The organism is Thiobacillus sp. 65-1402 (assembly GCF_001897685.1).
In the GTDB taxonomy this organism is placed as follows: Bacteria; Pseudomonadota; Gammaproteobacteria; order Burkholderiales; family Thiobacillaceae; genus Thiobacillus.
The window spans coordinates 1-11813 of the sequence record NZ_MKUG01000064.1; the positions used below are offsets into that span (position 1 = coordinate 1).

General features: G+C 65.5%; 14 protein-coding genes. 2 read left to right on the forward strand and 12 right to left on the reverse strand.

The features are described from left to right. Together BGO62_RS05255 and BGO62_RS05260 are read right to left on the reverse strand one after the other, a co-directional pair. On the reverse strand, positions 1-389 hold a 389-nt coding region (locus BGO62_RS05255; protein ID WP_363923858.1), incomplete at its 3' end, for an Sfum_1244 family protein. Positions 390-612: 223 nt separating this feature from the next. Next, positions 613-2445, reverse strand: coding sequence for a hypothetical protein (locus tag BGO62_RS05260; protein WP_296639957.1), 1833 nt, complete (start codon positions 2443-2445; stop codon positions 613-615). Positions 2446-2715: 270 nt separating this feature from the next. Here BGO62_RS05260 and BGO62_RS05265 point away from each other — a divergent pair, with 270 nt between their 5' ends. Beyond that, on the forward strand, positions 2716-3765 hold the full coding sequence (locus BGO62_RS05265; protein WP_296639960.1) for a c-type cytochrome: 1050 nt from the start codon (positions 2716-2718) through the stop codon (positions 3763-3765). Continuing rightward, positions 3762-4220: a DUF302 domain-containing protein gene (locus BGO62_RS05270; RefSeq protein ID WP_296639961.1), complete on the forward strand. Its 459-nt coding sequence runs from the start codon at positions 3762-3764 to the stop codon at positions 4218-4220. The genes BGO62_RS05265 and BGO62_RS05270 overlap by 4 nt, the downstream gene beginning before the upstream one ends. Before the next feature lie 42 nt (positions 4221-4262). Here the strand turns inward: BGO62_RS05270 and BGO62_RS05275 are convergent, their stop codons facing one another. The 10 genes from BGO62_RS05275 to BGO62_RS05320 form a co-directional block, all read right to left on the reverse strand. Beyond that, on the reverse strand, positions 4263-4796 hold the full coding sequence (locus BGO62_RS05275) for a TIGR00645 family protein (RefSeq protein WP_296639963.1): 534 nt from the start codon (positions 4794-4796) through the stop codon (positions 4263-4265). Positions 4797-4847: 51 nt separating this feature from the next. After that, entirely contained in the window at positions 4848-6170 is a 1323-nt protein-coding gene (gene hslU, locus BGO62_RS05280; protein ID WP_296639964.1) for an ATP-dependent protease ATPase subunit HslU, read from the reverse strand. A 63-nt stretch (positions 6171-6233) separates the two neighbouring features. Further along, the gene (hslV, locus tag BGO62_RS05285) at positions 6234-6767 is read right to left on the reverse strand and encodes an ATP-dependent protease subunit HslV (protein ID WP_296639965.1); all 534 of its coding nucleotides are present in this window, start codon (positions 6765-6767) and stop codon (positions 6234-6236) included. 68 nt (positions 6768-6835) lie between these two features. Further along, on the reverse strand, positions 6836-7948 hold the full coding sequence (locus BGO62_RS05290; RefSeq protein ID WP_296639966.1) for an STAS domain-containing protein: 1113 nt from the start codon (positions 7946-7948) through the stop codon (positions 6836-6838). 39 nt (positions 7949-7987) lie between these two features. Further along, a complete protein-coding gene (locus tag BGO62_RS05295; protein WP_296639967.1) occupies positions 7988-8773 on the reverse strand; it encodes a metal ABC transporter permease in 786 nt (261 codons plus the stop codon). Further along, a complete protein-coding gene (locus BGO62_RS05300; RefSeq protein ID WP_296639968.1) occupies positions 8770-9663 on the reverse strand; it encodes a zinc ABC transporter substrate-binding protein in 894 nt (297 codons plus the stop codon). The genes BGO62_RS05295 and BGO62_RS05300 overlap by 4 nt, the downstream gene beginning before the upstream one ends. 10 nt (positions 9664-9673) lie before the next feature. Further along, positions 9674-11020 carry a TonB-dependent receptor gene (locus BGO62_RS05305; protein WP_296639969.1) on the reverse strand — a complete coding sequence of 449 codons (1347 nt, stop codon included), beginning with the start codon at positions 11018-11020 and terminating at the stop codon, positions 9674-9676. Positions 11021-11080: 60 nt separating this feature from the next. Further along, on the reverse strand, positions 11081-11386 hold the full coding sequence (locus BGO62_RS05310) for a hypothetical protein (protein ID WP_296639971.1): 306 nt from the start codon (positions 11384-11386) through the stop codon (positions 11081-11083). Continuing rightward, positions 11387-11623 (reverse strand): membrane protein insertion efficiency factor YidD, encoded by a 237-nt coding sequence (yidD, locus tag BGO62_RS05315; protein ID WP_296639973.1) that lies wholly within the window; start codon positions 11621-11623, stop codon positions 11387-11389. After that, a partial coding sequence (locus tag BGO62_RS05320; RefSeq protein WP_296639975.1) for a GTP-binding protein occupies positions 11620-11813 on the reverse strand: 194 nt, incomplete at its 5' end. The genes yidD and BGO62_RS05320, both read right to left, overlap by 4 nt.

Genomic DNA, 11813 nt, shown 5'->3' on the forward strand with positions numbered 1-11813 from the left:
CCCTCGCGCATCTCGGCACGCTTGAGTTCGGCCAGCACGAAATGCGGCTTGCGGAAATGCCCCAGCCCGCTGCTGTAGACCAGTCCCTGCGGGATCAGCGCGCGGTTGATGTCGTCGGCCGCGAACGGATCGATTCCGGCCGGGTTCAGCGGCAGCGGTGCGAAATCCTCTTCCTCGACCGCATCCCACAGGCTTTCGCGCGCGTTCAGCCAATCGCCGAGTTCGTCCCTGGGCAGGCGCGCGCCATAGGGAATCTCCATCTCCCAGCGGTAGTACTCGCGCATTTCCAGCAGAAAAGTACACATCGTCATGTCGCGCGCGTGGCGGGCGTCGGCGATGGTGCAGTTCTTCTGCACCGTATCGATGAGGGCGGAGAGGTTTTCGACCATGGGCACTCCTGTAGACAGCTTCACTCGACTGGAAACGGCGGTTGAACGCGCCAACGCTGCTCTGCGGGGGCAATTGGGCGCGCTTCCGGGACACGACATCAAAGCCAAGGGAGCCGCTTGCGTCTCCTGCAGAAGACATCGGCATTCGACGGTCGTTCCTTTTTCAAGTGTACAAATAAAAACAGCCCGTTCAACCGGGCTGTTTTCAGGGGTATTGACGGATTTAATGGCGGCGTACGGCGCCGTAGAAATTCAGGTCTGCGTGCGAGCGACGGCTGAATTCGAAGCGCGCGGCATCGGCGCCGCCGAACTGCCCGGCGAGCTGGGCGTAGGCTTCGGTCGCCCAGGTCTTGTCGTTCAGCGCGTCGGCAATCCCTTCGGCCCAGCGCAGCTTGTCGGCCGGTTTGCTCAGGTGCGCGCCGCATTCGGCATACCATTTTTTCAGCACTTCGGCCGGTAGGGCAAACCCCTTCAGGCGGTCGATGAACTGGATGCAGGCGTCGCCGTCGGGGCAGGCGGCGGCCGCAGCGGCATAGAGCTCATCCGCGCGGGCGCTGTTGCCGATGGAGGCGTACAGCCGGCCGATGTGGATCAGCGCGAAGTGGTCTCCGGCCTGGGCTCGCGCGGCCTCCAGCAGACGGCTGGCCTCGGCGGCATCCTGGGTGGCGGCAAAACTCGCCTCGGCGAGCTTGGCGGTGTCGTACACGCTGGCATGGGCGTCCGCCGCCAGCGCGGCCTCGCGTGCGGCGAGGTAGGCGCGCGCCTTGGAAACGCCCAGTTCGCGGTGCTTCAGCTGCGCAGCGGTGACCACCAGATCCTTGAAGGCGATGAAGTCGGTCGCGTTTTCCGCCGCGCGGTCTAGCAGTCGGGACAGCCAGCCGGTATCGTCCAGGTTCTTGTCCACCGCCAGCAGGACCGGCTTGTAGCGCGAGTACTGGTAGCCGGTGCCGTCGAGCAGTTTTTCCGCCGATTCGATCAGCTTGGCGGCGTAGAACGGGTCTTCCAGCTCCAGCCGCACGCGGTCGGCCAGTGCGAGGAACTGCTTGACGCTGACGGCGTCCTTTTCCAGCTGCTGGAATTCCATGTAGCGCGCGTGGTTGGCCTGACGCTTTTCCAGCTTGGCCTTGACCCGGTCAAGGCGCTCGGCATCGTCGGCCAGATGTGCCTCGACGGCGGCGACCAGCTTCTGCATTTCGTCCAGCCCGGCCACGGCGTCTTCGGCCTTGTCCAGCAAGGCCGCGGCGCCCGTCTTGTCGCCCACTCCTGCCAGCCCCTCGGCTAGTTCGATGTACTCGCCGGTGGCGCTTGCCATCTCGCCGGCCTTTTTCAGTGCGGCCTGCATGAAGGCCGCGTCGCCCGCCTGCTTCGCCGAATCGATCAGCGTCTTCGCCGCGGCGAAGTCGGTCGCCCCTTCCAGGGCGCGCTGATACAGCGCCTTGGCCTTTTGCGGGTCGCCCAGCGTCTTGGTCACTTCGCCCGCCAATGACAGCAGGTCGGGCACGCTGGAAAGCTTTTCCGCCGCCTTGTTGAAAATCGTCGCCGCGTATTCCTTGTCGAGCACATGCTCGGCGGCGGCCGCCGCCAGCTTGCCGTATTCCACCGCGCGCGAGATTTTCGTCTCGGCTTTTTCCAGCACTTTTTTCGCAAATGCGCTGTCGGCGATCACGTTCATCACGTTCTTCGCCAGGGCGATCAACGGGTCGAGGTTGCCGGTTTCCTTCAGCGCCTTTTCATACGCGCCCACCGCCGCGGCCTTGTCGCCCAGCACCTTGAACTTGGCCTCGGCCAGCGCCACCTGCTCCTCGCCCGACATGCAGTAGTCTTCCGCGGTCTGCAGCAGTTCCTCGGCGCGGCCCTGTTCGCCCAATGCCTGGTAGACGATGGCGCAGGCTGCCAGATCCTTGGTGAACTGGCAGTCGTCCGCCACCCGGTCCATCAGCTCCCTGGCATAGGCCGCATCGGCAGGCTCCTGCAAGGCTTCCAGCGCCAGCGCCGCGTATTCGGCGCCGCTGCTGCATTGGGCTTCTTTGGGAGTGAGGGTGTCGCGGGTGGCCATGGAGGTCTCCGAAAAAGAAAAAGGTAGGTATCGTGCGATTTTCCGCTGGAGCGGGGTAGCCAGCCAATAAGTAATGTCGATGATGGTATTAGCGGGCCGGGTAGCGTATCCGCTGGCAGGCGCGACAATTCAGGAAGCGGCCCGGCCGCATTCATCAGCTATATTTATGCCATCGTCAGCCATACGGCTGAGTATTTAAATATTTAATACATATTAATATAGTAATGTACTAAATTAACCATGAGTGTTTTTTGAGGGATGGGGAGGATTATGCTGACGCGTCTGCTACTGATGGTAACCCTGCTGGCCGGATTCGGCCTGTCTCCCGTTCTGGCGGCGCCGGACGGCGCAAAGCTTTACGGGCGCAACTGCGCCGCCTGCCATGGCGAAAACGGTACCGGCGGCATCGGCGTTCCGCTGGCGTTGCCGGCCTTCCAGACCGGGGTCAGCGACGACTACCTGCGCAAAACCATACGACACGGCCGACCGGGGCGGGTGATGCCGGCCTTTTCCCAGCTCGACCAGGCTGAAATCGAAGCCATCGTTCGCCATGTGCGCACCTGGAACAAGGGCGCGCCCGCCACGTATTCCGCGCGCCCGGTGAAGGGCAATCCGGGGCACGGCAAGAAACTGTTCGCGCAATACTGCGCGTCCTGCCACGGCGCCAACGGCGAAGGCGGCAAGGGTACCGGCGTCACGTTTTCGCGCCCCCGCGACCTGCCCATCATGGCGCCCGCGCTGCACAACCCCGGTTTCCTCGCCGCGGCATCCGACGCCATGATCAAGGCGACGCTGATGCACGGCCGGGAAGGCACGCCGATGGTGTCGTTCCTCAAGCAGGGGCTGAAGGAAAAGGACATCGACGACATCGTCAGTTACGTGCGCGGATTCGAAAAACAGCCGCTGTCGGGGAGCGCGCAGATCCTGGCGGTGGAAAACCCGGTCATCGTGCGGGATTCAGGCTACGACCTGGAGACCACCGTGGAAAACGTCAAGCGGGCGGTGAGTAACAACAATTTCTTCTACGGCCGGGTGCAGACGCTGGAATACGGGCTGACTGATCCGGCCAACGAGAACCCGAAACAGGTCATCGTGTATTTCTGCAACATCAGCCTGCTTAACCAGGCGCTGGCCATCGATCCGCGCGTCGGCATGTTCCTGCCCTGCCGTATCACCATCCTGGAGACGAACGGCAAGGTGCAGGTGATGTCGGTCAACCCCAAGGTGCTGAGCAGCCTGTTCAACAATTCCGAACTCAATCGCCTGTGCGATGAGATGAGCAAGAGCTACACCGCGATCATGGAGGAAGCGACGTTATGAAGAAGCCGTTGCAATGGATGGGCGCCGTCTGCCTGGCGCTGCTGCTAAGCGCGCCCGCCGCCGCCGGCGACCTGATGATGGCGCGCGTGAACCGGCTGTTCCCGGAGGCGATGACCCTGCTGCAATCCGCCATTTCCTCCCGCGGCTATACGGTCACGCGTCTGCAGCAGGTGAACGAAAACCTGCAGCGTCGCGAATTCAAGAGCGACATGTACCGCGTGGTGTATTTCGGCAAGTACGAGGAAGTGAGGCAGGCAACGGCCAGGAACCCCGGCCTGATCCCGTTTTTGCCGCTGAACATCACGATTTTCGCGGAAGGCGACCAGGCCATCCTGGTGACCAGCCATCCGCAGATGCTGCGGGACTATTTCCCCGACCCGGAACTGAAACCGCTGTTCGAGCGCTGGGAAAAGGACATGCTGGAAATCATGGATGAGGTACGGGAAGCGGGGTGAAGCGTTGCGGGAGCGCCGGCAGCCATTCCGCCGGCGCCCGCTTCAATGTTTCTGCGGATTCGGCATCAGCTTGTCGATATACGCGATCGCCACCGCCGACACGATGAACGCCATGTGGATGACGGTCTGCCACAGCATGACCTTTTCATCCAGGTTGGCGGCGTTGATGAAGGTCTTCAGCAGGTGGATCGACGAGATGCCGATGATGGCGGTGGCGAGTTTGACCTTGAGCACGTTGGCGTTGACGTGCGAAAGCCACTCGGGTTCGTCGGGATGGCCTTTGAGGTTGAGGCGCGAAACGAAGGTTTCGTAGCCGCCGACGATGACCATGATGAGCAGGTTGGAAATCATCACCACGTCGATCAGGCCCAGCGCGATGAGCATGATGGCTGCTTCGGAAAGGGTGAAGGTGCCGACGATCAGATGCTTCAGTTCGACCATGAAATGCACGACATACACCAGTTGTGCGACGATCAGGCCGAGATACAGCGGCACTTGCAGCCAGCGGCTGCCGAACAGGAGGGTCGAGAGAAGGTTGCCGCGGACTGCGGCGGGAGGGCTGGTTTCGGGTTTCATGGAACGGACTGCGCGTGGCGGAACAAAAGTTGAGATTCTAAAAACGCGGGATTACAGAACGTAGCGCGCCAGGTCTTCGCGTGCGGCCAGCGCAGCGAGGCGGCCCGTGACGGACTCGGCATCGACGATGTATTCGCCGGTAATGTTCCCGGCGTCGAAGGAAATATCTTCCAGCAGCTTTTCCATCACGGTATGGAGCCGCCGTGCACCGATGTTTTCGGTGCGTTCGTTCACTTCAAAGGCAATCTCGGCGATGCGGCGGATGCCGTCGCCGGTGAATTTGAGCGTCACCCCTTCGGTCGCCAGTAAGGCCTCGTACTGGCGCGTCAGGCAGGCGTCGGTGGCGGTCAGAATCCGCTCGAAGTCTTCCACCGAGAGCGCCTGCAGTTCGACCCGGATCGGCAGCCGCCCTTGCAGTTCGGGGATGAGGTCGGACGGCTTGGACAGGTGGAATGCGCCGCTGGCGATGAACAGGATGTGGTCGGTCTTCACCATGCCGTACTTGGTCGACACGGTGGTCCCCTCGATCAGCGGCAACAGGTCGCGCTGCACGCCCTGGCGCGACACGTCGCTGCCGTGCGCGTCGCTGCGGGTGGCGATCTTGTCGATCTCGTCGAGAAACACGATGCCGTTCTGCTCGACCGCTTCCAGCGCCTGCAGCTTGGTTTCCTCGTCGTTGATCAGCCGCCCGGCCTCTTCCTCGGCCAGCAGCTTCATGGCCTCGCGCACCTTGAGCTTGCGGCTCTGCCGGCGGCTTTGCCCGAGGTTCTGGAACATGCCCTGCAATTGCTGCGACAGGTCTTCCATTCCCGGCGGAGTGAAGATTTCCATGCCGGGGCTGACCGCCGCCAGCTCGATCTCGATTTCCTTGTCGTCGAGCTGGCCTTCGCGCAGCATCTTGCGGAAACGCTGGCGCGCCGCGCCTTCCTCGCGCTGCGGCTCGGCTTCGGCGAAGCCGACGCTGCGCGGCGGCGGCAGCAGCGCGTCGAGGATGCGCTCCTCGGCGGCCTCCTCGGCGCGGAAGCGCACCTTGGCGGTGGCCTGCCCGCGCATCTGCTTGACCGCGGTTTCCATCAGGTCGCGGATGATGGTGTCGACGTCGCGCCCGACGTAGCCGACCTCGGTGAACTTGGTCGCCTCGATCTTGATGAAGGGCGCGTTGGCGAGGCGTGCCAGACGCCGCGCGATCTCGGTCTTGCCGACCCCGGTCGGGCCGATCATCAGGATGTTCTTCGGGGTGATTTCCTGGCGCAGCGGATCGGCCACCTGCTGGCGCCGCCAGCGGTTGCGCAACGCAACTGCGACCGCGCGCTTGGCGGCGGCCTGGCCGACGATGTGTTTGTCGAGTTCGTGGACGATTTCTTTGGGGGTCATTGGGCAGTGAGGCGTTAGGCGTGAGGGGTAAGGTGGGGGCACTTCACCCTCACCCTTCACGCCTCACAGGGTTTCGATCACGTGGTTCTGGTTCGAGTAAATGCAGATGTCTCCCGCAATGGTGAGGCTCTTTTTGACGATTTCAAGCGGGGGCAGGTCGGTGTTTTCCAGCAGCGCGCGCGCGGCGGACTGGGCGAAGGCGCCGCCCGAGCCGATGGCGGCGATGCCGAGTTCGGGTTCCAGCACGTCGCCGTTGCCGGTGATGATGAGCGAGTACTCGCGGTCGGCCACCGCCAGCATGGCTTCGAGCCGCCGCAGCATGCGGTCGGTGCGCCAGTCCTTGGCGAGCTCGACCGCGCTCCTGAGCAGGTGTCCCGAATGCTTGTCGAGCTTGGCCTCGAAGCGCTCGAACAGGGTGAAGGCGTCGGCGGTGCCGCCGGCGAATCCGGCCAGGACTTTTTCCTGGTACAGCCGGCGCACCTTGCGCGCGGTGGACTTGATGACGATGTTGCCGAGCGTGACCTGGCCGTCGCCGCCGAGAGCGACCTCATTGCCACGGCGGACGGAGAGGATGGTGGTGCCGCGATATTGTTCCATGGCCGAATTATAAATGACGCTCAGGCCGCGGCAGCGCCGGCTTGGCGCGGCCGCCCGATGGGCCGGAGTCAGTCAGGGTGATGCGGGATGAGTTGCGCCAGCTGGTCGATGCCCATGACGCGAAACAGTTCGTGGATGAGCGCGTTGTGCCCGCGCAGGGTGATGCTCTTGCCGCTGCCCAGGCACTGCATCAGCACGCCGATGAACTGGCTGACGCTGCCGTAATCGACGCGGGTGACCTGCGCCAGATCGACCAGCACTTCGCTGTGGGTGGCGGCGTAGCTGCCGAGCTGCTGCAAGGCGCTGTCGTTGGCGGGGGTGATCTCGCCGGCTAGCCGCAGGGCATTGTCCAGCGGCTCGGCCGGCTTGCCCGGCACCACTTCCGCGGCTTGCACCTCGCTCCAGGAGGGGGGGGATACTTCAAAACGCACGGCGTAGTCGACCGCCAGATCCTCGAATTTTTCCTGCTGCCCGAGCGTCTGGTACAGCTCCAGCAGCAGCAGCCAGTGCACCGCGCGGCTGTGGGTGGCGCGGTTGAGGTCCTGCAGCAGCGCGATCAGGCGGTCGACGCCGCTGACCTGCAGCTTGCGCCTGGCCTTGCGCGCCGCGCTCAGAATCCGCGCACATTCGTCCGCCCCCGATTCGTCGACCATGGCGATGCCTGAAAAATCGATCCGTACCGCAGTGTTTTTGGCGGTGGCGGCAATGCCGTCGCGCAGCGTGCCCGCAGCGGTCTTGTCGAGCAGGCCGGGCAACTCCAGGCTGGCGGTCTGGGCTTGCTGGGGAGTGGCCGCGCCGTTGCCGTTCATTTTCTGCCAGACTGGCGGCGAGGTCTCGAAGCGCATCGCGTAATCCAGCGCCAGTTGTTCGAATTCCTTTTCGCGGCCCTGGATGGCGTACAGATCGAACAGCATGTGCCAGGCGCGCCGGTCGCCTGCGGTCAGGATGCCCTGCAGCAAGTGCTCGGCCATCTCGATCTGGCCGCTGGCATAGAGGATGGCGACTTCGTCCACCGGCGACTGGGGCGCTCCGCTGGTTTCTTCCACTACGATGCCGCCCGCCCCCATGTCCATGGTCAGCAGGGTCTCGGTGGGGGGCGACTCGGTTTCCCGCACGGCTGCCGGCTTGTGCGCGGCGGCGGGGACCTTGTCCTTGCCTTTTTTGAAAAACGGGAGAGCCACGGAATATGCGTGCTTGGATGAGGGAATCAGTGTTGGATACTAGCGCTGTCGCCCGCGTGCAGCAACCCGCAGCAGGCTCCCGCCGAGCAGGGCGGCGATGGCAAGCGCGATGACGATCGCCGGGCCGGCGGGCCAGTCGAACAACGCCGAGGCGGCCAGCCCCGCCGCATACGCCAGCGCGCCCAGCGCCCAGCCGGCGAGCAGTCCCGTGCGCGGCGGCCAGCCGCGTACCGCCAGCGCGGGCAGAATCAGGCTGGCAAATACCAGATACACGCCCACCAGCTGCACCGAGGCGGTGATGGCGAGTGCGAAGACCAGATAAAACCCGAGCGTCCCGAGGCCGGTGCCGCGCCATGCCCACAGCGCCAGCAGCGCGGCGTACAGGACGCCGATCTGCGCGGCTTGCCGCGGGGTCGCCCAGAGGATCTGTCCGGTGAGCAGCTCGGACAGGTGCTCGCCGCCGTGCGGATCGCCGGCCAGCAGGAGTGCGCCGAGACTGGCTGCCACCACGAAAGCCGAGCCGATCAGCGCTTCCTGAACGGCAGGCCAGCGGCGCTCGCAGCCTGCCAGCAGGGCTGCGCCCGCCAGCGCCGCCGCCGCGGCGGCAAGCTGGGTGGGCCAGCCATCCGGCGCCAGATCCAACGCGTGGGCCGCGATCACGCCGAGCACCGCGATCTGCGCGATCGCCAGGTCGAGAAAAATAACCCCGCGCGCCAGCACCCGCCGTCCCAGCGGCACGTGGGTGGCCAGCACCAGCAAGCCGGCGAGCAGCGGCCAGCCCAGCAGGCCGGGGTCGAGCGCGGCGAGGTTCAGCGTGGAATTCATGGCGCAGCTTTCAGCAGTTGATCCAGCGTGTCGTCGAACAGGCCGAACAGATCGCTTGCCCGCGCGCTGCCACCCACGGTGTAGGGCAGCGCCAGCGCGGGAATCCCGGCGCGCCGCGCCAGCCAGTCGGCCGGGCGCGGGCTCTGGTAGGCCGCCCGCAGCACGGCTTTGGCGGGCGTCGCCTGCAACTGCGCGGCCACCTGCGCCAGGTGGCTAACCGAGGGCTCGACGCCGGGCTTGGGTTCGAGCGTGGCCACCGTGCGCATCCCCAGCCAGTTCAGCAGATAGCGAAACGATGGATGCTGCACCGCCACCGGCATGCCCGCGAGCGGCGCGGCCCGCGTTTGCCAGCGCGCCATCGCCGCGTTCCAGCGCGCGGCGAAGGCCTGCGCGCGCGCGCGGTATGCGGCGGCGTTCGCCGGGTCGACCTCGGCCAGCCGCGCCGCCAGCGCTTCGCTGACGCGCAGGATGTTGCGGGGATCGGTGTGGATGTGCGGATTGCCCTCGGCGTGCACATCGCCTTCGGCGCGATCCAGCCGCGCTGGCTTGTCCAGCAGCGGCACGCTTTGCGTGGCTTCGAAGTAGCCGCGGCGCCCGAGCTGCACCCCGGCGTTGCCCGCTTCGCGCAGCAGCACCGGCAGCCAGCCGGTTTCCAGCTCGGCGCCGGTGCACACGACCAGCCCGGCGCGCCGCATCTGCGCGATCAGGCTGGGGCGTGCCTCGATGCGGTGCGGGTCCTGCAGGGCCGTGGTGGCGGCGAACACGCTGACGTCGGCGCCGCCGATTTCCCCGGCCAGGGCGGCCCATTCGGGCTCGCAGGCGAACACGTTGAGGGCGGCGTGCGCGTACACGGGTAGCCACAGGATGAGACAGGCCAGCAGTCGTTTCACGCGTCTCTCCTCAGAAAGCATGGGCGCCGTGCGCGCCCAGGCTGTGGATGTACTGCACGAACCACTGGTTTTCGCGCGCGTTCTCCATCGACTTGTCCTGCGAATACTGCAGGCGCAGGCGCGAGAATTCGGACGGCGAGTAATCGAGCATCAGCGAGTGGCGTGCCGGCTTGTATTCCGAAACGGGCAGGAAGGCGCTGTTGGCACCGAAGTCGACCGCGCCGGGGTCCAGGCGGTCGTAGCGGTAGCCGGTGCGCCAGCGCGGCATGAACTGGTAGACGCCCTGGGCGTAGAAGCCGGATTGGCGGGAGCGGTAGGCGGCGTCGCTGCCGTCGCACGCGCCGCCGGCGCTCGTGTTGTCCTCGCACAGCAGGCTGCCGCGCTCGCTGCGGCGGAAGTATTCGGCGGCGAACTTGAAGTTCCGCTCCGATGCGTTGCCGTCGGGCGCCCATTTCCAGACGAGGTCCGTCACCCAGGTTGTGCTCTTGCCCGAGAACAGGGTTTCGGCGTGCACGCCGTCAATGTCTTCCAGCTCGCTGTCACGCTCATGCGCCTTGCTGTGCAGGTAGGACAGCCCGGCGCGCCAGCTGTGGGAGGCGCCGACATCGCCGCCGAGATGACCGAACAGCGCGTAGCTGCCGGCGCCGTTGCTGTCGCGGTCGGTGCCGGGGAAGTTGGCGCCGCGTCCGGCTTCGGCACCCAACTCCATATACAGATCGGTCGGCGCCACCCATTTCAGCTGCACGCCGTCGTTGCCGTAGGCCTCGCCGAACAGCGCGCGGTACATCAGGGCGTTGTCGGCGAAATCCCAGGCGTGCGGATGCTGCTGGTTCTGGTAGCCGAGCCCCGACAGGAAACGCCCGCCCTTGAGCGAGACGCCATGGCCGAGCGCCGTGGTCTGGAACCAGGCTTCTTCGATGGCGACTTCCTCGTCCAGCAGGGCGAGGTTGAAATAGCCGCGGAAGTAGGGGTCGATGCTGGCCGACATCACCAGTTCGGTGTGGTCGAGCGAGAAGCCGCGCGGCGCGCCGTGGTCGTGCCCGGCAGGCAGGAAGCCGCTGATCTGACGATGCTCGATATCGTCGAGATGGGCGTACTTGCCTTGCAGGATGAGCGAGATATCCGGGTTGAAACGGTTGCCGGCAGCCGTGCCTTGCTGCGGGGCAGCGTCGGCTTGCACGGCGATCGGGGCGGGAGCGGCGTCAGCCTGCTGCAAGCGGGCTTCCAGCGCCTGGATGCGTGCCTCGTAGCTGGATTTCATTTGCTTCAGCTCGGCGCGCAGCGCGTCGAGGTCGGCGTCGGCGGAAACCGGAAAGGCAGCCGCGAGCGCGGTCGCCAGAATAGCGGGACGTAACATTTTTCACTCCGTAAACGAATGACACTGGCCCGCGCTGGCGTTGCGCGGGCCGGACGAAGGTCAGGCGTGGACGGAGAAGGGCGGGGCGCGGGCGCAAGCGGGACGGGGCGCGAGATCGGCGCGCACGGGCGTGTCGGCGGGCAGGTCCATGCGGGCGCTAGGCGGAATCGTCAGGACGAGCAGGCCGGGCGGCGCGACCGAGCCCAGCTGCGCCTGGGCGATGCAGACTTCGCAGGGATGATTGGCCTGATCCGCGTCGTGCGGGTGCAGATGGGTCAGCGTATGCGCGAACGCCGCCGCCTGCCCGCACAACAGAATCAGCGCGAACAGCCAGGGCAGCAGGTGGCGGAGGAACAGGGGCTGCATTTATTTGCGCTTCTCGACTGGCGGCACCGGGTCGTAGCCGTGGGCGCAGCCGGGGCGGCAGCGGCCGATGCGTTTGGCAGCCAGCCAGCCGCCCTTGAGCGCGCCGTGTTTTTCGATCGCTTCCTTGCCGTATTCCGAGCAGGTCGGCAGGTAGCGGCATTGCCGGCCCAGCCATGGCGAGAGCGCCAACTGGTAGAGGCGGATCGCGCCGACAAGGCATTGCTGCGCCAGGTTCATGGAATTGCCTGCGCGTCAGGCTCGGCCTGGCTGCGCGCCGCACCGGTGAAATCGGCCAGCAGCTTTTCCACGAAGCCGGGCTCGAGGTCGCGCACGATGAAGACGAAACGGCTGCGGCGATCCGCGTCCGGCCAGGCGTCGAGCCTCACCTCGGGATACAGCACGTGCTGTACGCCATGCAGCACCAGCG

What these genes read in the sequence shown, in the direction of transcription:
- BGO62_RS05260 (WP_296639957.1), bottom strand. Translation starts at nt 2,445, where the DNA reads ATGGCCACCCGCGACACCCTCACTCCCAAAGAAGCCCAATGCAGCAGC.
- BGO62_RS05265 (WP_296639960.1), top strand. Translation starts at nt 2,716, where the DNA reads ATGCTGACGCGTCTGCTACTGATGGTAACCCTGCTGGCCGGATTCGGC.
- BGO62_RS05270 (WP_296639961.1), top strand. Translation starts at nt 3,762, where the DNA reads ATGAAGAAGCCGTTGCAATGGATGGGCGCCGTCTGCCTGGCGCTGCTG.
- BGO62_RS05275 (WP_296639963.1), bottom strand. Translation starts at nt 4,796, where the DNA reads ATGAAACCCGAAACCAGCCCTCCCGCCGCAGTCCGCGGCAACCTTCTC.
- hslU (WP_296639964.1), bottom strand. Translation starts at nt 6,170, where the DNA reads ATGACCCCCAAAGAAATCGTCCACGAACTCGACAAACACATCGTCGGC.
- hslV (WP_296639965.1), bottom strand. Translation starts at nt 6,767, where the DNA reads ATGGAACAATATCGCGGCACCACCATCCTCTCCGTCCGCCGTGGCAAT.
- BGO62_RS05295 (WP_296639967.1), bottom strand. Translation starts at nt 8,773, where the DNA reads ATGAATTCCACGCTGAACCTCGCCGCGCTCGACCCCGGCCTGCTGGGC.
- BGO62_RS05305 (WP_296639969.1), bottom strand. Translation starts at nt 11,020, where the DNA reads ATGTTACGTCCCGCTATTCTGGCGACCGCGCTCGCGGCTGCCTTTCCG.
- BGO62_RS05310 (WP_296639971.1), bottom strand. Translation starts at nt 11,386, where the DNA reads ATGCAGCCCCTGTTCCTCCGCCACCTGCTGCCCTGGCTGTTCGCGCTG.
- yidD (WP_296639973.1), bottom strand. Translation starts at nt 11,623, where the DNA reads ATGAACCTGGCGCAGCAATGCCTTGTCGGCGCGATCCGCCTCTACCAG.